This window comes from Halomonas sp. THAF5a, assembly GCF_009363755.1.
GTDB lineage: Bacteria > Pseudomonadota > Gammaproteobacteria > Pseudomonadales > Halomonadaceae > Halomonas.
Window position 1 is genome coordinate 368,779 of sequence record NZ_CP045417.1, and the last position, 17,998, is coordinate 386,776.

The 17,998-nt window shown below is 70.9% G+C and carries 16 protein-coding genes; 11 read left to right on the forward strand and 5 right to left on the reverse strand.

Going from position 1 to position 17,998, the window contains the following annotated elements:
* Positions 1–73: 73 nt before the first annotated feature.
* Entirely contained in the window at positions 74–2,842 is a 2,769-nt protein-coding gene (locus tag FIU83_RS01655) for a DUF349 domain-containing protein (protein ID WP_152482459.1), read from the reverse strand.
* Between the two features lie 254 nt (positions 2,843–3,096).
* On the opposite strand from FIU83_RS01655, the gene minC reads away from it, so the two are divergent.
* The 4 genes from minC to sbcB all read left to right on the forward strand — a co-directional run bounded on the left by minC (position 3,097) and on the right by sbcB (position 6,608).
* Positions 3,097–3,885 (forward strand): septum site-determining protein MinC, encoded by a 789-nt coding sequence (gene minC, locus FIU83_RS01660; RefSeq protein ID WP_152482460.1) that lies wholly within the window; start codon positions 3,097–3,099, stop codon positions 3,883–3,885.
* A 71-nt stretch (positions 3,886–3,956) separates the two neighbouring features.
* Complete coding sequence (minD, locus tag FIU83_RS01665) at positions 3,957–4,775, forward strand: septum site-determining protein MinD (RefSeq protein ID WP_152482461.1); 819 nt, start codon at positions 3,957–3,959, stop codon at positions 4,773–4,775.
* The gene (gene minE, locus FIU83_RS01670; RefSeq protein ID WP_108447396.1) at positions 4,772–5,023 is read left to right on the forward strand and encodes a cell division topological specificity factor MinE; all 252 of its coding nucleotides are present in this window, start codon (positions 4,772–4,774) and stop codon (positions 5,021–5,023) included. Before minD ends, minE begins: the two co-directional genes overlap by 4 nt.
* Before the next feature lie 94 nt (positions 5,024–5,117).
* Complete coding sequence (sbcB, locus tag FIU83_RS01675; protein ID WP_152482462.1) at positions 5,118–6,608, forward strand: exodeoxyribonuclease I; 1,491 nt, start codon at positions 5,118–5,120, stop codon at positions 6,606–6,608.
* A 90-nt stretch (positions 6,609–6,698) separates the two neighbouring features.
* Here sbcB and FIU83_RS01680 read toward each other — a convergent pair whose 3' ends face one another.
* Entirely contained in the window at positions 6,699–9,536 is a 2,838-nt protein-coding gene (locus tag FIU83_RS01680) for an insulinase family protein (protein WP_152482463.1), read from the reverse strand.
* On the reverse strand, positions 9,536–10,222 hold the full coding sequence (locus FIU83_RS01685) for an SOS response-associated peptidase (protein ID WP_152482464.1): 687 nt from the start codon (positions 10,220–10,222) through the stop codon (positions 9,536–9,538). The genes FIU83_RS01680 and FIU83_RS01685 overlap by 1 nt, the downstream gene beginning before the upstream one ends.
* 188 nt (positions 10,223–10,410) lie before the next feature.
* Here FIU83_RS01685 and FIU83_RS01690 point away from each other — a divergent pair, with 188 nt between their 5' ends.
* Both FIU83_RS01690 and FIU83_RS01695 read left to right on the forward strand, forming a co-directional pair.
* Positions 10,411–11,028, forward strand: a complete 618-nt coding sequence (locus tag FIU83_RS01690) for a TetR/AcrR family transcriptional regulator (protein WP_152482465.1) — start codon at positions 10,411–10,413, stop codon at positions 11,026–11,028.
* Positions 11,028–11,789 carry a 1-acyl-sn-glycerol-3-phosphate acyltransferase gene (locus FIU83_RS01695; RefSeq protein ID WP_152482466.1) on the forward strand — a complete coding sequence of 254 codons (762 nt, stop codon included), beginning with the start codon at positions 11,028–11,030 and terminating at the stop codon, positions 11,787–11,789. Before FIU83_RS01690 ends, FIU83_RS01695 begins: the two co-directional genes overlap by 1 nt.
* On the opposite strand, the gene FIU83_RS01700 is transcribed toward FIU83_RS01695, so the two are convergent.
* Positions 11,786–13,069: an HlyC/CorC family transporter gene (locus FIU83_RS01700; RefSeq protein WP_152482467.1), complete on the reverse strand. Its 1,284-nt coding sequence runs from the start codon at positions 13,067–13,069 to the stop codon at positions 11,786–11,788. The genes FIU83_RS01695 and FIU83_RS01700 overlap by 4 nt on opposite strands.
* Positions 13,070–13,145: 76 nt before the next feature.
* Positions 13,146–13,946, reverse strand: a complete 801-nt coding sequence (ccsA, locus tag FIU83_RS01705; RefSeq protein WP_152482468.1) for an inner membrane protein YpjD — start codon at positions 13,944–13,946, stop codon at positions 13,146–13,148.
* 225 nt (positions 13,947–14,171) lie between these two features.
* On the opposite strand from ccsA, the gene ffh reads away from it, so the two are divergent.
* The 5 genes from ffh (at position 14,172) to rplS (ending at position 17,966) form a co-directional block, all read left to right on the forward strand.
* Positions 14,172–15,581 carry a signal recognition particle protein gene (ffh, locus tag FIU83_RS01710; RefSeq protein WP_152482469.1) on the forward strand — a complete coding sequence of 470 codons (1,410 nt, stop codon included), beginning with the start codon at positions 14,172–14,174 and terminating at the stop codon, positions 15,579–15,581.
* Positions 15,582–15,808: 227 nt separating this feature from the next.
* On the forward strand, positions 15,809–16,057 hold the full coding sequence (rpsP, locus tag FIU83_RS01715; protein WP_152482470.1) for a 30S ribosomal protein S16: 249 nt from the start codon (positions 15,809–15,811) through the stop codon (positions 16,055–16,057).
* A gap of 37 nt (positions 16,058–16,094) precedes the next feature.
* The gene (rimM, locus tag FIU83_RS01720) at positions 16,095–16,643 is read left to right on the forward strand and encodes a ribosome maturation factor RimM (protein WP_152482471.1); all 549 of its coding nucleotides are present in this window, start codon (positions 16,095–16,097) and stop codon (positions 16,641–16,643) included.
* Between the two features lie 26 nt (positions 16,644–16,669).
* A complete protein-coding gene (gene trmD / locus FIU83_RS01725) occupies positions 16,670–17,443 on the forward strand; it encodes a tRNA (guanosine(37)-N1)-methyltransferase TrmD (RefSeq protein WP_152485210.1) in 774 nt (257 codons plus the stop codon).
* Between the two features lie 166 nt (positions 17,444–17,609).
* A complete protein-coding gene (gene rplS / locus FIU83_RS01730) occupies positions 17,610–17,966 on the forward strand; it encodes a 50S ribosomal protein L19 (protein ID WP_152482472.1) in 357 nt (118 codons plus the stop codon).
* The last annotated feature ends 32 nt before the right edge of the window (positions 17,967–17,998 follow it).

Genomic DNA, 17,998 nt, shown 5'->3' on the forward strand with positions numbered 1-17,998 from the left:
GCGATCCCGTCGGCAGAGCGCAGAACGCGAGGCCTCGGCCTCGCGTTCTCGTGTCTGGGGCGGCGCTGTGGGTTCAGGTTGGCGGGCGCTCGGCGAGGACCGCGAGCATCCGGTCGAGCTCGCCGACCTCGCGCTCCCAGGCAGGCGGGGGCATCGGGCCGTTGGCGAGCAGCTCGCCGAGCAGCTGGTGAAGCTCGTCGGCGCGGGAGACCGTCTGCCCCATGTTCTCGTTGAGGCGCTCCACCTGGATCGCCAGTCGCAGCGGGTCGTCGCGCTGCTGGACGCGTCCGCCGGCCAGCAGGGAGAGGTGGGCCCGCAGCCGGGCGAGCTTCTCCTCCGCGTCGGCGGGGGTGCCTGCCTGGCGGGCGGCGTTGCGCGCCTCGTGGGCGCGGCGCAGCTCCGCCGGCAGGGCGGGGTCGCGGGGCGGGTCGACCTTCTCGGCGGGGCCGCCCGCCAGGCAGCGGGCATCCGCCTGGAGGTGCGCCGTGAGCAGGGGGCGCATGGCCTGCCAGCGGTGAGCCTCCTCGGCCAGGGCCAGGCGCTCCAGGCGCTCCCGACGCGCCCGCACGATGCCACTCCAGCGTCGCCGCATGCCCTCGGTGCGCCGTCCGGAGGGCAGGGGCTCCAGCGCCGAGGCCTCGCGGAGGGCCTCGTCCAGCACGTCGCCTTCGCGGCTCCGAGCGGGATGCCAGGCGTCCATGCGGTCGATCAGCGCCTGCATGGCATCCAGCCGGGCGCGCTGGCGGTGGGCCCGGTCGTCGCGGGCGGCGTCGCGGCTGGAGAAGATCTCGTCGCAGAGACCGCGAAACTCCCGCCACAGGGCCTGCTCCTCCCCCTTGGGCGCGCGTCCCAGGTCGCGCCAGCGCCGCTGCAGGGCTTTCGCCTGGTCGGCCCGCTGGCCAGGAGGCAGGTCGCGTGCCAGCAGTTCGCGCGTCTCGTCGATCAGGGCCCGCTTGGCCTCGGCGATCTCCCGCGCCCGCCGATCGATCAGCGCCTGGAGCTTGTGGAGGATGCGTCCGAAGCGCCGACCGGTCGGTTCCGCCTGCTCGCGAGGCACCGGGGCGAGGCGCCGCCACTGCTCGCGGGCGCGGTCGCGGATCCTGCGCAGCCCGTCGGGGTCGGCCCGGTCGGCGGGCTGCTCTAGCAGCGTCTCGAGCTGCTCGCACAGGGCCTGGCGAGCCTCCAGGTGGCGCTGGCGCTCGGCCTGCTGGCGCTCGTGCCAGGGCGCCAGGCGCGCCTTGATGCGATCCGAGGCGGCGCGGAAGCGGGCGGAGAGCTCGCGGTTGGCGGCGGCATCGCCCAGCGCCTTCCACTCCTTGACCAGCCGGCGATGGCGGCGGTCGAGCTCGGCCTCGGTCGTCTCGTTCTGTTCGGCGAGCGCCTCGATGGCCTGGCTGAGCTGGTCGCGCTTGGGGCCGGCGACGAAGCCCCGCCAGTCGCGCAGCTCGGCCAGGCGCGCCGCGAGGCGCTTGAGGCGCGCCTGCTCCGTCGGTGGCAGGAGCCCGGGCCGCCGCTCGGCCTGCTGGCGCAGGCGCTGATGGAGCCGGCTGGCGCCCTTGAAGGCGCCGCGCTCCAGCAGGGCCTCCAGCTGGTCGAGCGCCTCGACGAGGCGCGCCTGCTGCGCCTGGGGCTCGTCGTCGTCCTGGGCCAGGCGCGCTCGGGCGCGGGCCAGCAGTTGCGTGGGTGCCAGGCGCGCCGGCCAGCCGCAGGCGTCGATCAGGGCGCCCAGGCGCTCGTCGTCGCCGTCGGCCAGCGCCTGCTCGATGGCCTCGGCCCGCTCGTCCAGGCGCACCCGGGCCTGGACGATCCGTTCGTACTCGGCGAGGGCCGCGTCATAACGACGGCGCAGCGCCTCGTCGGCCAGGTGCTGGTCGGAGAGCGCCTGCCAGCGGCTGGCCATCAGGCGCTTCTGGGCGCGCAGGCTGGCGATGTCCTGGTCAGTGAGCCGCTCGCCCTGGTGCAGCCCCTCGAGGCTCTCCTCCAGGGCCTCGACGAGGGATTCGCGGGTCTGGTTCGCGTCCTCGCGGCGGCGGAGATCTGCGTCGCGGGCATGCTCCTGGGCCTCGTGGTCGCCGAGAATCTTGCGGCAGCGCTGGCAGGCGTCCTGGTAGCGCCGCTCCTGGCGGGCATCCGCCAGGTCGCGCAGCTTCGCCCACTCGCGCATCAGGTGGCGCAGGCGACCGGCGTAGAGCGGCTCCCAGGGGCCCTGGGCGTGGCGCTCGAGTGTCTCCAGCAGCGCCTCGCGCTCGGCGCGGGCCGCCGCCAGGGAGGCGGCGTCGGCGCGCCGTCGGTTGAGCCGCTCGCGGGCCTGGCGGGCCACCTGGCGGTCGCGCCGGGCCTCGCGCGCCAGCCGGGCGAGCCCCGCCTCGCTCTCGACCCGGGCGGCCGCGGCATGCCGCACGGCGGCGATGCCGTTGTCGCAGGCCTGGCGGACCAGGTCCTCCTCCGCGTCGAGGCGGGCCAGGGCGGCCAGGCGCAGCTGCTGGTTGTCCCCCTGCAGGGCCAGCTCGTTGAGCAGCGCGCGATCCTCGAGCCGCTCCACCAGCGCGATGCGCGCCGGCAGGTCGTGATGCCCGCAGCGGCCGGCGAGCAGGCTGACCAGTCGCTGGCGAAGCTCGGGCGACGTGACCGCCGGCTCGCTCAGCATCAGCAGGGCCTCGGGGTCATCGAGGGCCTCCAGGGCGGCCAGGCGCACGCCGGGGTCGGGGTCCAGGGCCAGCCGCTCGAGGGTGCGACGCTGGTCGTCGCTCGACGGATCGAGGCGCGATACGGCCTGGCGGCGCACCTCGGGATCCGGGTGCTTCCAGCGCGGGGCGAACAGGCGGCGAAGGAGTCCTGGCATAGGGCATCCTGACGAGGAGGGGCGCCCGAGCGGGGCACGGGATGGTCGTGGGGGTCGGCAGCGGCGCGGCGGCACTTGCGTCTCTCGTATCTAAGCACGTGGCGTGGCGGCAGAAAAGGTCGGCGGTGGTGAGGTGTGGCCGCCTGGAGACACTGACAAGGCGCCCCGATGCCCTTATGATCGGTTGCAGGGTTGCAGTCACTCGCTTAGCTTTGAGTGGTACCCCCGACCATCACCCGACGTGGAGTTCGGCAATGAGTCTCAACGCGGACAGGGACCGTATGGCCTTCACCTTCAAAGGCGGGATGCTGCCGATGACGGTCATGGAACTGACCAGTGCCGACCCCGAGCGCATTCGCGAGCAGCTGGCGGGCAAGCTCAGCCAGTCGCCGGCCTTCTTCCAGCATACCCCGGTGGTGCTCAACGTCGAGAAGCTCGATGAGCCTCACCTGGCGCTCGAGCGCATCTGTGCCGTGTGCCGCGCCCATAAGCTGCTGCCCGTGGCGGTGCGCGGCGGGCCGGATCCCGTCAAGCAGTCGGCCTGGGCCCTGGGGCTGGGCTGGTTCCCGCCCCAGGAGGCCTCGCGGCCGCGCGCCCTGGAGAGCGTGGCCGAGGTCGAGGCGGCGGATGACGCGGTGGCGGCCGACGTCGCCCCCGAGGCGCCGGCGTATACCGCCTCCGAGGGGGAAGACGAGGCCCGTCCGGTCGCGGTCGCCCGGGGGCGAATCTACCGTGGCACGGTACGCTCCGGCCAGCAGGTGACCGCCCCGGAGGGCGACCTGGTGGTGATCGGCGCGGTCAACGCCGGCGCCGAGGTGCTCGCCGCCGGCAACGTGCACGTCTACGGCGCCCTGCGTGGGCGGGCCCTGGCCGGCATCCACGGGGACGTCAAGGCCGGGATCTTCTGCCGTGAGCTGCATGCCGAACTGCTCTCGGTGGCCGGCAACTACAAGCGCCTCGAGGACATCGACCCACGCCTGCTGGATACCACCGTCCAGGTCCAGCTGTTCGACGGTCAGCTGAGCATCAAGGCGCTGGACTGATGTCGGCCAGCGCGCGGCGCCCGGACTCACGTCCGCGTCCCTTTTCCTCATGACAAGACAGGATGTGACATTTGGCCAAGATCATCGTTGTGACCTCCGGCAAGGGAGGGGTCGGCAAGACCACCAGCGCGGCCGCCATCGCCACCGGGCTGGCGCTGCGCGGCAAGAAGACCGCGGTCATCGACTTCGACGTGGGGCTGCGTAACCTCGACCTGATCATGGGGTGCGAACGCCGCGTGGTCTATGACCTGGTCAACGTGATCCAGGGCGAGGCGGGGCTCAACCAGGCCCTGATTCGCGACAAGCGGGTCGACAACCTGCATATCCTCCCGGCCTCCCAGACCCGCGACAAGGATGCCCTGACCCAGGAAGGCGTCGAGAAGGTGCTCGATACCCTGGGCAAGGACTTCGACTTCATCATCTGCGACTCCCCGGCAGGCATCGAGCGTGGCGCCCAGCTCGCCATGTACTACGCCGACGAGGCGATCGTGGTCACCAATCCCGAGGTCTCCTCGGTGCGCGACTCCGATCGCATCCTCGGCCTGCTGGCGTCCAAGACGCGGCGCGCCGAGCGCGGCGAGGACGCCATCCGGGAGCACCTGCTGATCACCCGCTACAACCCCAGTCGGGTCGACCTGGGCGACATGCTGAACCTGGACGACATCCGCGAGATCCTGGCCATCGACCTGGTGGGCCTGATCCCCGAGTCCGAGGCGGTGCTGCGGGCCTCCAACCAGGGGGTGCCGGTCACCCACGACGACAGCAGCGATGCCGGCCAGGCCTATGCCGACACCGTGGCCCGGCTGCTCGGCGAGGAGGTGCCGCTGCGCTTCCACGAGTACCAGAAGAAGGGCCTGTTGAGCCGCATGTTTGGAGGAACCCGCCGGTGAAGTTGCTCGATTTCCTCAAGCGAGAGCGCAAGAAGTCCGCGTCGGTCGCCAAGGAGCGGCTGCAGATCATCGTGGCCCACCAGCGCACCCAGCGCGGGCAGCCCGACTACATGCCGCTGCTGGAGAAGGAGCTGTTGGAGGTGATCCGACGCTACGTGCAGATCGACGACGACGCGGTCAACATCACCCTCGACAGCGAAGACAACTGCTCGGTGCTGGAGCTCAACGTGACCCTGCCCAGGGCCTGAGGCGCCGGGGCCGCGCCGCGTGGCCGACGGCTGAGCCGGTCGCGGCGCTGTGATAGGCTGGGCCGCTGAATCCCTGCCTTCGGAGAGCTCGCCCATGGCGCAGTCGCCCGCCGCCCCGCAGACCTTCCTGTGGCACGACTACGAGACCTTCGGCGCCGACCCTCGCCGCGATCGCCCCTCGCAGTTCGCGGCCATCCGCACCGACGCCGAGTTCAACGAGATCGGCGAGCCGATCGAGCTCTTCTGCAAGCCCGCCGACGACTTCCTGCCCCATCCCCAGGCCTGCCTGATCACCGGCATCACGCCGCAGCAGGCGCGGCGCCGCGGCCTGCCGGAGGCCGAGTTCGCCGGCCGCATCGAGGCGGCCATGAGCGAGCCGGGCACCTGCGCGCTGGGCTACAACAGCCTGCGGTTCGATGACGAGGTGAGTCGCCACCTCTTCTATCGCAACCTGCTCGACCCCTACGCCCGGGAGTGGCAGAACGGCAACTCGCGCTGGGACCTGATCGACGTGGTGCGCGCCTTCCACGCCCTGCGCCCCGAGGGCATCGAGTGGCCGACCCGCGATGACGGCGCGCCGAGCTTCCGGCTCGAGGACCTGACCGCCGCCAACGGCATCGCCCACGTCGGGGCCCACGATGCCCTGGCGGACGTTCGCGCCACCATCGCCCTGGCGAAGCTGTTGCGCGAGCGCAACGCCCGACTGTTCGACTACCTGCTGGGCCTGCGCGGCAAGCGTGCCGTCTCCCGGCAGCTGGACCTGCCCGGCCGCAAGCCGGTGCTGCACATCTCGCGCCGCTATCCGGCCAGCCGCGGCTGCAGCGCCCTGGTGATGCCGCTGGCCGAGCACCCCACCAACCCCAACGGGGTGATCGTCTTCGACCTGTCCATGGACCCGGCCCCGTTGCTGGAGCTCACGCCCGAGCAGATCCGCGAGCGGGTCTTCGTCAGCAACGACGACCTCGCCGAGGGCACCGAGCGGATCCCGCTCAAGGTCATCCATATCAACAAGTGCCCGGTGCTCTTCCCGGCCAGCGCGCTCAAGGACGCCTCGGGGCCCCGCCAGGGCGAGTACGGCGAGATCGTCGAGCGCCTGGGGCTCGACCTGCCCGCCTGCCGCGAGCACTGGAAGCGGCTCGCCGCCCGTCCCGAGGTGGCGGCGCGGGTCGCCGAGGTGTTCGCCGCGCCCCATCCCGAGCCGCCCCACGATCCCGACCTGATGCTCTACGCCGGCGGCTTCTTCTCGCCGGCGGACCGCCAGCAGATGCAGCGGGTGCGCGAGACCGATCCCTGGGACCTGGTCGGGGCGCGCTTCGCCTTCCAGGACCCGCGCCTCGAGGAGATGCTGTTCCGCTACCGGGCCCGCAGCTACCCCGACACCCTGGAGAGCGAGGAGCTGGCGCGCTGGGAGGCCTTCCGCTGGGAGCGCATCAACGACGCGGCCGTGGCCGGCCTGACGCTCAAGGACTTCGCCCGGGAGATCGAGCGGCTCAACGGCGAGCCCCTCGCCGACCGCGACCGCCAGGTCCTCGAGGAGCTGGTGATGCACGTCGAGGCGATGATGCCGCCCCAGGCCTTCGGCTGACGACGCCCTTCTGTCACGCCCGCCAACGACGGCGCCCGGCCATCTGGCCGGGCGCCGTCGCCTGTGGGGCCTGCCGAGGCTGGCCCCGTGTCAGCCGTCCTCCTCCGGCAGCGGCGCCAGGTGCCGGCTCAGGGCCAGCACGTCGCTGGGCTCGTCACCCGGGTCGAAGCTGACCCGGGCGACGGCGCTGGCGCTGAGTGACGGCCAGGCCGCGCGCAGCTCGTCGGCGGTCACCGCCAGGACCCGCTCGGCGAGGCGCCGGTGGCGGTCGAAGCCGGTGTCGTCGTTTGCCAGCGCGCGCCACAGGCGATTGGTGCGCCCGGCGAGGCTGGTGTCGCGCTGCAGCAGCGCGTCGTGGACCGCCTGCCGATAGGGGGCCAGGGCCTCGTCGTCGAGCGTCTCGAGCCGCCCGGCGAAGTCCGCCAGGAAGGCGTCGATATGCGCCTGGATCGCCTCGCTGTCGGTGTCGGGGGACTGCACCAGCAGGCTGATGCCGGGGGCGTCGAGCAGGGGGGAGTAGCCGGCGTTGACCACGTAGCCGAGCTGCTGCTCGGTGCGCAGGCGCTGGTAGAACGGGGTCTCCAGCAGCTGGCCCAGCACCGCCATGCGCGCCTGGTTCTGCAGCGAGCGATCCGGCCCCTGCAGGTAGCGCAGCACCAGCGAGTCCTCCCGGATGGTGGCCGGGGTGAGGTCGGGGAGGTCGTCGGCCTGCAGCGGGGTGAGGTCGGGAATCGCCTCGGAAGGCAGTCGCGGGTCGAGCGCCTCGGCCACCTTGTGCGCCTCGCGGCGGGCGAGCTCACGGCCCAGGTTGCCCACCGCCATCGCCTCGACGTGCAGGTCGGCGAGGAAGCGGCGGCGGAAGTCGCGCAGGTCGGCGACGTCGAGGCCGTCGATCGCCGCCAGCAGCGACTCGCTGGGCCACTGCGGGCGCACCAGCGCCTCGGAGAGGGTGCGGTGGGCCTGGCGATAGAGCGCATCCTTGGGCGCGTTGCGCCACTCGCGCTGGAGGCGGTAGCGCACCCGCTCGAAGGTCGTCGCGTCGATCTCGGCCTCCTCGAGCTGGTGGATGACCCGCTCGAGCAGGCGGTCCTGGCGGTCCCGCCAGCCGGAGAACGACAGGGTGATGCCGCGGGCGTGGGCATAGGCATCGAAGTGGTGACCGGCCAGGCGCGCCGGGTAGAGGGTCTCGTTCAGGCTGTCGACGAGCCAGCCGGCGAGCAGCCGGGAGAGTGCGGCCTCGCGGGCCTCGCGGCCGGCGGCGGGGTGCTGGAGGCTGATGCGCCACTCGACCCGGGGGGTGTCGAAGGTGGCGTCCGCCATGTGCCAGAAGTCGAAGCCCGTCTCGTCTATGGCCAGGCTCGGAGCCTCGTCCTGGGCCTCGATCAGGGTCAGGTCCGCGGCGATGTAGGGGTTGGGCTCGGGGAGGGCGATGCCGGGCAGCGGCTCGCCCGCCTCCTCCATGGCGACCTCGCGCCAGGGGGTGTCGAACCAGGGCGAGACGCGCCCGCCCTCGACCTCGGGCCCACTGTAGAGGCGCAGCAGGCGATCGGGGCGCAGGCCGTCGAGCCACTGCGCGATCAGCTCGCGGTCGAAGCCGTCGTGGCGGTAGGGCGCGACGTTGACGTCCTCCAGCGGATAGCGGGAGAGGTTCATGGCTAGCCGCATGGCATCCCCCTGGGGCGCGCCGTGCTGCTGGAAGCGGAACTGCTGGTCGGCCAGGCGCGCCTGCTCCTCGTAGCGCCATGCCTCGAGGCCGCCCTCGCGGATGCGCTCGATGGCGGCGAACAGGCTCGCCTGGACGCGCTCGAGGTGTTCGGCGCCCTCCGGGGTCAGGCTGATGTCCACGGCGAACAGCGCATGGCGGCCGTCGCCGCGGGTCACCCCGGCGGAGAGGCCATCCGCCCAGCCCGCCTCGCGCAGCACCGCGAGCAGGCTGCCCTCGCCCTCATGGCCGAGCAGGTGGGCCAGGTAGTCGGCCGGCTTTTGACGATAGGCGGTCTCGGGGTCGGGGACCGGGAAGAGGAAGCTGACCCGCTGGCTGTCGCGGATCGACTGGAGCCGAACGGCGCGCGGCAGCTGCTGCGCCTCGACCAGCGGGGCCTCGATGGTCGGCCGAGCGAGGCCGCGGTCCGGCACGTCGGCGAAGCGCTCGGTGACCAGGCCCTCGAGCTCGTCAAGGGGCTGGGGGGCGACCACGGCCAGGTGCATGACGTTGGCGCCGTAGTGCGCCTCGTAGAAGTCGATCACCCGCTCGCGCAGGCTCGGCTCACCCCCCGGCCGGTCGCCGAGGGTCTCCCGGCTGCCCACCGAGAAGCCGGTGGTGGGGTGGGCCGGGTTGAGCAGCTGGTCGAGCACGTCCTGGGCGCGCCGTCCGTCGTCGCGCAGCCGCGCCTGGTACTCGGAGTGCACCACGTTGCGCTCGCTCTCCAGGCGTTCTGGATTGAACAGCGGTGACACGAAGAAGCGGCTGAAGCGGTCCAGGGCGCCGGCCAGGGCGCCGGGCTCGATGTCGAAGAAGTAGTTGGTGTCGTGAGGCGCGGTGAAGGCGTTATGGCTGCCGCCATGGCGACTCAGGTAGCCCTGGTAGGCGTCCGGTGCGGGGTAGGCGTCGGTACCGAGGAACAGCATGTGCTCGAGGTAGTGGGCCAGGCCCGCGAGGTCCTCGGGATCCTGGGCGCTGCCCACGTCCACGTTCAGGGAGGCGGCGGCCTTGTCGGCCTCCGGGTCGCTGACCAGCAGCACGCTCAGCCCGTTGTCGAGGGTCAGGGCGCGGTAGTGGCGGTCATCATGGGGGCTGACCTTGGGCGAGACGGTGGCATGAACGGCGTCGGCGCGGGCGGTCAGGGCCGTCAGCAGGGCCGCGGCAACGGCCAGCCCGGCGAGCAGGCGGCGCGGCCGGCGGCAAGTGTCAGGCGAGGCGTGATTCATCATCGCTCCTGTGAGACGGGATGGCGCAGCATGGGGCCGATGGGATGGGCGCAGCTCGACTCCTGGCAGGCGGGGTCGTTGACCTTCCTTGATACCGCGAAGGCGCCCAGAAGTTCCTCCGGGGCGGGGTCGAGCAGGGCCTGGGCCTCCTCCGGCGAGGTCTGCGGATCGAGCCAGCGCGCGGCCTGCCCGGGCGCGATCACCGCCGGCAGGCGGTCGGTGATCGGGGCCAGCAGGGCGTTGGTCGGCACAGTGATCAGCGCCAGGGAGTCGTGGTGCTCGCTGAGACTGGTGTGGAAGCGACACCAGATCCCGGCCAGCAGCAGCGGGCCGCGATCGGCGCGGGTCACCAGGTAGGGCTGCTTGAAGCGCGGCTGGGGCTTCCAGGCATAGACGCCGCTCGCCGGTACCAGACAGCGCCGGGCGGCGAAGGCCTCGCGAAACATCGGGCGCGTCTGCAGGGCCTCGGCCCGGGCGCAGTGGGGCGCATGATCGAGCACCTTGAGCCAGGGGGGCGTCAGCCCCCAGAAGGCCGTCGCCAGGCGCGGCCGGCCGGCCTCCCGGCGAATCATCGACAGCGGGCGGCGCGGCGCCAGGTTGGGGCCGGTGATCGGGGCGCTCTCGATGACCAGGTCGGGCAGCAGGCGCTCGAGGTCGAGCGGGGCGATGTGCAGTCGGCCGGCCATGGGGACTCCGAGTGGATGGAGCGTTAGGGTAACCAAGTCCATCGGTGGAGAAAAGCCGCGAACGCGGCGCCATCCTGCCCGCGCTTTGCATCCTCGGCGGGCGAGGATAAGCTATCGAAAACAGTGTTCGATGAGGGTATCCTTGTCGTCCGACGCGCGCTGCGCGCCACCCTGCCGCGAGGATTCCGATGGCTCGTCCCCGACAGCACGCCCCCGACGCGCTCCATGCCCAGGTCATGGAAGCCTGCGACGCCTGGCTCAGGCAGCATCCGGTCCACACGCTTTCGCTGCGCTCCCTCGCGCGCGAGGTCGGCTGCGCGCCCAGCACGCTGCTCAAGCTCTACGGCAGCTTCGGCAACCTGCTGCAGCACGTCAACGTCGAGAGCCTGGCGCGGCTGCGCGAGGTGATCGAGCCGCTGCTCGCCGACGAGCGGCCCGAGCGGCGCCTCAAGGCCCTGGCGCGCGCCTACTGGCAGTTCGCTCGCCAGGATCCCCACCGCTGGCAGCTGCTCTTCGACTACCCCCTGGCCCAGGAGGGCGAGCTCGACCAGCGCCAGAACGAGATGATCGAGGGGCTTTTCCTGCGCGTGGAGGCGACGCTCAAGGAGTACCAGCCGTCGCTGGACGACCTCGAGGCCTGGCGGCTGAGCCGCACGCTCTGGGGCAGCGTGCACGGCCTGGTCCAGCTGGGGCTCAACGAGCGCCTCGGGCACTGGCAGGGCGAGCCGCTGGAGGTGGGCGAGCTGCTCGACCAGCTGCTCGCGACGATCCTGGCCGGCCTCAAGCGCGCGCCGGACGCGTCGTGATGTCCCCGCTGCTGTGGGGGGCGACGGGGCTGGTGATGGCGGCGGGCGGCTGGCGCCTGGCCAGCGCTCCCCGGCCCGTGCTGCGGCGTCTGCTCGCCCTGCTGCTCCACCTGGCCTATCGGCTGCGCTTTCGCGGCCGTGGGCACATTCCCGCGAGCGGCCCGGCCCTCGTCGTCTGCAACCACGTCAGTTTCATGGACGCCCTGGTGGTGGGCGTGGCCAGCCCCCGGCCGCTGCGCTTCTTGATGGACAAGCCGATCTACGATTCGCCCTGGCTCAACTGGCTGTTCCGCCGGGTGGGCGCCATTCCCGTGGAGGCCGATCGGCGCGACCCGGGCAGCGTGCGCCAGGCGCTGGACGAGGTCAGCCGCGCGCTGCGCCAGGGCGAGGTGGTGATGGTGTTTCCCGAGGGACGCTTGACGACGAACGGCGAGATCCAGCCCTTTCGCCGTGGCCTCGAGCTGATCCTGACCCGCGATGCGGTGCCGGTGATCCCCGCCGGGCTCGCCGGTCTCTGGGGCTCCTGGACCTCGCATCATGGCGGCAGGGCGCTGACCCGGCCGCCGCGGCGCTGCCGCGCCCGGGTGGCGCTCTACTTCGGCGAGGCCATCTCGCCGGCCGAGGCGACTCGGCAGCGCGTCGCCGAGCGGGTGCGCGCCCTCAAGGCCGAGGCGGATGGCTGGGCCGTGCCCGACGCGCGCCGCGACCAGGCGGCGGCATCGGGTGACGCGGGGCGTTCGAGGGGCTGGCCGAAGGGCTAGGCGACCCGGGCGGGGCGGCGCACCGGCAGCCAGCAGCGGGCCGCGGTTATCAGGTTGTCGCGCACCTCGAGGATCTCCATGCGCACCTGGCCGATCTGCAGGCAGACCGGGCCGTCGGGGAAGGACTCCAGGTGCTCGAGGATCACCCCGTTGAGGGTCTTGGGGCCGTCCGTCGGCAGCTGCCAGCCCAGCGCCTTGTTGATGTCGCGGATGTTGGCGGTGCCGTCGATCAGGTGGCTGCCGTCCTCCTGGGGGTGGATCTCCTGGTCCAGGCCCGCCACGTCGGTGGTGAACTCGCCGACGATCTCCTCGAGGATGTCCTCCAGGGTCACCAGCCCCTCCACGTCACCGTACTCGTCGACCACGATGCCGATGCGTCGCTTCTGCTTCTGGAAGTTGAGCAGCTGGGTGTGCAGCGGGGTGGACTCGGGAATGAAGTAGGGCTCCCGTGCCTCCTGGACGATGGCCGCCTTGGTCACGTCGCCGCGGGAGAGGAAGCGCGCCGCGTTGCGCAGGTGGAGCATGCCGATGATGTTGTTGATGTCGCCCTTGTAGACCGGCACCCGGGTGTGCTGGCTGGTGCGGATCTGGGCCAGGATGTCCTCCAGGTCGTCGTCCAGGTCGAGACCCACCACCTCGTGGCGCGGCACCATGATGTCGTTCACGGTGACGTTCTCCAGGTCCAGGATCGACAGCAGCATCGACTGGTGGCGGCGCGGAATCAGGGTGCCGGCCTCGTGCACCACGGTGCGTAGCTCATCGCGCGTCAGGTGGTCGGCGCCGCCGTCGATGCTCTTCACGCCGAGCAGCCGCAGCAGGCCGTTGGAGATGGCGTTGACCAGCCACACCAGCGGGTAGAGCAGCTTGAGCAGCGGCTCCAGGGCCAGCGAGGCGGGGTAGGCGATGCGTTCGGGCTTGATCGCAGCAAAGGTCTTGGGCGTGACCTCGGCGAAGATCAGGATGGTGATGGTCAGAAGCGCCGTGGCCACGGCGGGGCCGGTGACCTCGCCGAAGAAGTGGATGGCGATGATGGTGGCGATGGAGGCCGCCAGGTTGTTGACGAAGTTGTTGCCGATCAGGATCACGCCGATCAGCCGGTCCGGCCGCGCGAGCAGGCGCATCACCCGCTGGGCGCGCGTCTCGCCGCTGCTCGCCTGATGGCTCAGGCGGTAGCGGTTGATCGACATCATCCCGGTCTCGGAACTGGAGAAGAAGGCGGACAGGCAGACGAGCAGGAACAGCAGGCCGAACAGCAGTCCCAGCGGGAAGTCGTCACTCAATGTCGAAGGATCCTCAAAGGCGTATCAGGCTCGAGTTGTAGGGACTCGGCCGGCGGGTGTCAAGGCGGGGGCGGCCTCAGCCGCGGTCGAGCACGATCTCCAGCACGAACTTGCTGCCGAAGTAGGCCAGCAGCAGGACCAGGCAGCCGCCGAGGGTCCAGCGCACCGCGCGCATCCCACGCCAGCCCAGCCGGTGGTGGCCCAGCAGCAGGGTGGCGAAGATCACCCAGGCGGCCAGCGACAGGAGCGACTTGTGGGCCAGGTGCTGGGCGAACATGTCGTCGACGAACAGGAAGCCGCTGACGATCGACAGGGTCAGCAGGAGCATGCCGGCCCAGATCAGCTCGAAGAGGATGCGCTCCATGGTGGTGAGCGGCGGCAGCGACTGGACCACGCCACGGATGTGGTGATGGCGCAGCGCCTGGTTCTGGATGCCCAGCAGCACCGCCTGGATCGCGGCGATCGCCAGCAGGGCGAAGGCCAGGGCGCTGCTCAGGGCGTGCAGGGCGATGCCCGGCGTCATGCCGCTGGCGCGCTCGGGGCTCGGCAGCCCCACCGCCGCCAGCAGGCTCAGCCCGGCCAGGGGCAGCAGCCCGGTGGCGATGTTGAGCACCGGCTTGAAGAGGCTGACCAGCAGCAGCACCAGCACGGCCAGCGCCCCGGCCAGCACGGCGCTGGTGGAGAGGCCCGGCAGCAGGGAGTCGCCCGGGGCCAGCAGGGTGGCGGCCAGCGGCAGGTGGCAGAGCAGGCCGAACAGGGCCAGGGCGCGCACCAGGAGGTCGCGCGGCGGAACCCGCCGGGCCAGGGCGAGACCCTGCCAGGAGGCGGCTCCCAGATAGAAGAGGAAGGCCATGAGGGCAAGTGATAGCGGCTGCATCGATCGCTGTCCGTGCGCCTGCGCCAGCGCCTGAGCATATGAAGTGGTGCCGCCACTATACCGAATCCCGGGGGCGGCGCACAGCAAGGTGGGGGCTCGCGGCGGCAGCGAATCCTGGTCATGCATGGAGACTGCCGGCCAGGGCGCGTATAATTTTCGACCATTGCAGGGAGCCCCGGCCGGTGCCGGAGCGGTTTCCCCGGCCATCGTGATTGGAGAGGCCCCATGTTCCAGAATCTCAGCGAGCGTCTGTCCCAGACGCTCAAGTCCATCAAGGGTCAGGCGCGCCTGACCGAGGACAACGTCAAGGACACCCTGCGCGAGGTGCGTCGAGCGCTGCTCGAGGCGGATGTCGCCCTGCCGGTGGTCAAGGCCTTCATCGACCGGGTGCGCGAGCGCGCGGTGGGTCAGGAGGTCTCCCAGAGCCTTTCCCCGGGCCAGCAGTTCGTCAAGATCGTCCAGCAGGAGCTCGAGGCGATCATGGGCGAGGCCAACGAGGGCCTGACCCTCAAGGGGGCGCCGGCCGTGGTGCTGATGGCCGGCCTGCAGGGCGCGGGCAAGACCACCTCAGTGGCCAAGCTGGCGCGCTACCTGCGCGAGCGCGAGAAGAAGAAGGTGCTGGTGGTCTCCGCCGACGTCTACCGTCCGGCGGCCATCGACCAGCTCGAGACCCTGGCCCGCGAGGTCGAGGTCGACTTCTTCCCGTCGCGCAGCGACCAGCAGCCGGTGGCCATCGCCGAGGCGGCGATCAAGCACGCCAAGATCCAGTTCCACGACGTGGTGCTGGTCGATACCGCCGGTCGCCTGGCCGTCGACGAGGCGATGATGGCCGAGATCCAGGCCCTCGAGAACGCCGTCTCGCCGGACGAGACGCTGTTCGTCGTCGACGCCATGACCGGCCAGGATGCCGCCAACACCGCCAAGGCCTTCCACGAGGCGCTGCCGCTGACCGGGGTGATCCTCACCAAGGCCGACGGCGATGCCCGCGGCGGCGCGGCGCTCTCGGTACGCCACGTCACCGGCAAGCCGATCAAGTTCATGGGCGTGGGTGAGAAGGTCGATGCCCTCGAGCCCTTCCATCCGGACCGGGTGGCCTCGCGGATCCTCGGCATGGGCGACGTGCTGTCGCTGATCGAGGAGGCGGAGCGTACCGTCGACAAGAAGAAGGCCGACCAGCTCGCCAAGAAGGTCAAGAAGGGCCAGGGGTTCGACCTCGAGGACTTCCGCGACCAGCTCCAGCAGATCAAGAAGATGGGCGGCATGGGCGGCCTGATGGGCAAGCTGCCGGGCATGGGGCAGATGGCCGAGATGGCCCAGGGGCCGGGGCCCGAGAAGGAGATGGGCAAGCTCGAGGCGCTGATCAACTCGATGACGCCCAAGGAGCGCCGCAACCCCGACATCATCAACGGCTCGCGCAAGCGCCGCATCGCCGCCGGTGCCGGCCTGCAGGTGCCGGACCTCAATCGCCTGCTCAAGCAGCACAAGCAGATGCAGAAGATGATGAAGAAGGCCGGCAAGAAGGGCGGCATGCAGAAGATGATGCGCGGCATGTCCGGCATGATGGGCGGCGGTGGCCCGGGAGGCCCCGGCAGCATGGGCGGCATGGGTGGTCCCGGCGGGCTGCCCTGGCGCTGAGCCGGCGCATGGCGGGGCGTCGAGCGCAAAAAGGTTTCCAAGTCGAGCGCTTTTCCGTAGAATGTCGCGTCTTCACAGGCAGGACCGCGAACGACGCGGTCATCGTCGTGACCGAATGACCCGAAGCCGGGCCGTCGGCCCGCTTCCCGGAGCAGATCGTCGAGGCCTGCCGGGCACCGGCACCTCGGCCGAAATATCCGTAACTTCAACCGAAGGATAATCAACGCATGGTTACCATTCGTCTGGCACGTGGTGGCGCCAAGAAGCGTCCCTTCTACCACCTCACCGTGACCGATTCTCGCAAGTCCCGTGACGGTCGCTTCATCGAGCGCCTGGGCTTCTTCAACCCCGTCGCCCGTGGCCAGGAAGAGCGCCTGCGCGTCGACCTGGAGCGCGTCACCCACTGGCAGAGCCAGGGTGCCCAGCTCTCCGACCGCGTCGCCGAGCTGGTCAAGGAAGCCCGCAAGCAGGCCTGAGCCTGATGCGGCGGCAGCAACGGTCCAGGGGTCGTCGATGAGCGAACATGCGCAAGCGCAGCCGGCCGACGATCACGTGGTGCTGGGCAAGCTGACCAGCCCCTACGGCGTCAAGGGCTGGCTCAAGGTGTATTCGTACACCAGCCCCATGGACGGCATCCTCGACTACGAGGCCTGGGTGCTGCGCCAGGGCGGTCGCCTGACGCGTGCGCGCCTGCTTCAGGGGCGTCGCCACGGCAAGGGCCTGGTGGCGCGGCTCGAGGGCATCGACGGCCGCGAGGCGGCCGAGGCCCTGGCGGGTGCCGAGATCCTGCTGCCCAAGGCCGAATTGCCCGAGCTCGATGCCGACGACTACTACTGGTATCAGCTCGAGGGGCTCGCCGTGGTGACCCGCGAGGGCGTCGCGCTGGGACGCATCGATCACCTCTTCGAGACCGGCGCCAACGACGTCATGGTCGTGAAGGGGGACGTCGACGAGCGTATCGAGGCGCGCGAGCGCCTGCTGCCCTTCCTGCCCGGCGACGTCGTGCTGGACGTCGACCTCGAGGCGGGCGTGATGACCGTCGACTGGGACCCGGAATTTTGAGTTCCGACGCGGTCCCGGCACCGGCCATGTGGATCGGCGTGGTGTCGCTGTTTCCCGAGATGTTCGAGGCGATCACTCGCCACGGCGTCACGGGCAGGGCCGTGGAGAAGGGGCGTATCGCGCTCGAGTTCTGGAACCCCCGGGACTACGCCACCGACCGGCATCGCACCGTGGACGACCGCCCCTACGGCGGCGGCCCGGGGATGCTGATGAAGGTCGACACCCTGCGCTCGGCGATCCACGCCTCCCGGGCGCGCGCCGAGGCCGCCACCGGCCAGCGTGCCAAGGTGATCTACCTCTCCCCCCAGGGGCGACGGCTGGATCAGCGGGGCGCTCAGGAACTGGCCTCGGGTCCGCCCCTGGTGGTGGTGGCCGGGCGCTACGAGGGCATCGATGAGCGGGTGGTGGAAGCCGACATCGATGAGGAGTGGTCGATCGGCGACTATGTGCTCAGCGGCGGCGAGCTGCCGGCCATGGTGCTGATCGATGCCGCGGCAAGGCTGGTGCCCGGAGTGCTGGGCCATCAGGATTCCGCGGTCGAGGACTCCTTCAACGACGGGCTGCTGGACTGCCCGCACTACACCCGCCCCGAGGACGTCGAGGGGCGGCGAGTGCCGGAGGTCCTGCTCAGTGGCCACCATGGCGCCATCCGGCGCTGGCGGCTGAAGCAGTCCCTGGGGCGGACCTGGCTCAGGCGTCCCGACCTGCTGGAAAGCAGGACGTTGAACGACGAGCAGCGCGTGCTGCTCGAGGAGTTCATCGAGGACTACGCGCTGTCCACTCGGCAGGCCGAGCCATAGGCCGGTCGAGCGAGCAGGGCGGAGGTGCAGGACGCGTCCGAGGACGGCGGACCTGTGTCACCAACAGCACTCCCGCGCTCTCGAGCCCGCTCGAGCGCCGGGATCACGACACGCCGGCGACGAACCGCATCCGGCGAGTCACGAAGTCTATTGAGGAGTTATTGTCATGAGCAGCAAGAACAAGGTGATCCAGGCGCTCGAGAGCGAGCAGATGAGCAAGGAAGTCCCGGCCTTCGCCCCCGGCGACACCGTGGTCGTCCAGGTCAAGGTCAAGGAAGGTTCCCGCGAGCGTCTCCAGGCCTTCGAAGGCGTGGTCATCGGCAAGCGTAACCGCGGCCTGAACTCCGCCTTCACCGTACGCAAGATCTCCCACGGTGTCGGCGTCGAGCGTACCTTCCAGACCTACAGCCCGCTGGTCGACTCCATCCAGGTCAAGCGTCGCGGTGACGTCCACCAGGCCAAGCTGTACTACCTCCGCGAGCGCAGCGGCAAGTCTGCCCGCATCAAGGAAAAGCTGGCCTGAGGCGAGCGCCTCTGCCCGCGTGTGGCGTCGGG

Excerpts from the sequence above, each read along its gene's own strand:
- FIU83_RS01655 (WP_152482459.1), bottom strand. The coding sequence starts at position 2,842 with ATGCCAGGACTCCTTCGCCGCCTGTTCGCCCCGCGCTGGAAGCACCCG.
- minC (WP_152482460.1), top strand. The coding sequence starts at position 3,097 with ATGAGTCTCAACGCGGACAGGGACCGTATGGCCTTCACCTTCAAAGGC.
- sbcB (WP_152482462.1), top strand. The coding sequence starts at position 5,118 with ATGGCGCAGTCGCCCGCCGCCCCGCAGACCTTCCTGTGGCACGACTAC.
- FIU83_RS01680 (WP_152482463.1), bottom strand. The coding sequence starts at position 9,536 with ATGAATCACGCCTCGCCTGACACTTGCCGCCGGCCGCGCCGCCTGCTC.
- FIU83_RS01685 (WP_152482464.1), bottom strand. The coding sequence starts at position 10,222 with ATGGCCGGCCGACTGCACATCGCCCCGCTCGACCTCGAGCGCCTGCTG.
- FIU83_RS01690 (WP_152482465.1), top strand. The coding sequence starts at position 10,411 with ATGGCTCGTCCCCGACAGCACGCCCCCGACGCGCTCCATGCCCAGGTC.
- FIU83_RS01695 (WP_152482466.1), top strand. The coding sequence starts at position 11,028 with ATGTCCCCGCTGCTGTGGGGGGCGACGGGGCTGGTGATGGCGGCGGGC.
- ccsA (WP_152482468.1), bottom strand. The coding sequence starts at position 13,946 with ATGCAGCCGCTATCACTTGCCCTCATGGCCTTCCTCTTCTATCTGGGA.
- ffh (WP_152482469.1), top strand. The coding sequence starts at position 14,172 with ATGTTCCAGAATCTCAGCGAGCGTCTGTCCCAGACGCTCAAGTCCATC.
- rpsP (WP_152482470.1), top strand. The coding sequence starts at position 15,809 with ATGGTTACCATTCGTCTGGCACGTGGTGGCGCCAAGAAGCGTCCCTTC.
- rimM (WP_152482471.1), top strand. The coding sequence starts at position 16,095 with ATGAGCGAACATGCGCAAGCGCAGCCGGCCGACGATCACGTGGTGCTG.
- trmD (WP_152485210.1), top strand. The coding sequence starts at position 16,670 with ATGTGGATCGGCGTGGTGTCGCTGTTTCCCGAGATGTTCGAGGCGATC.
- rplS (WP_152482472.1), top strand. The coding sequence starts at position 17,610 with ATGAGCAGCAAGAACAAGGTGATCCAGGCGCTCGAGAGCGAGCAGATG.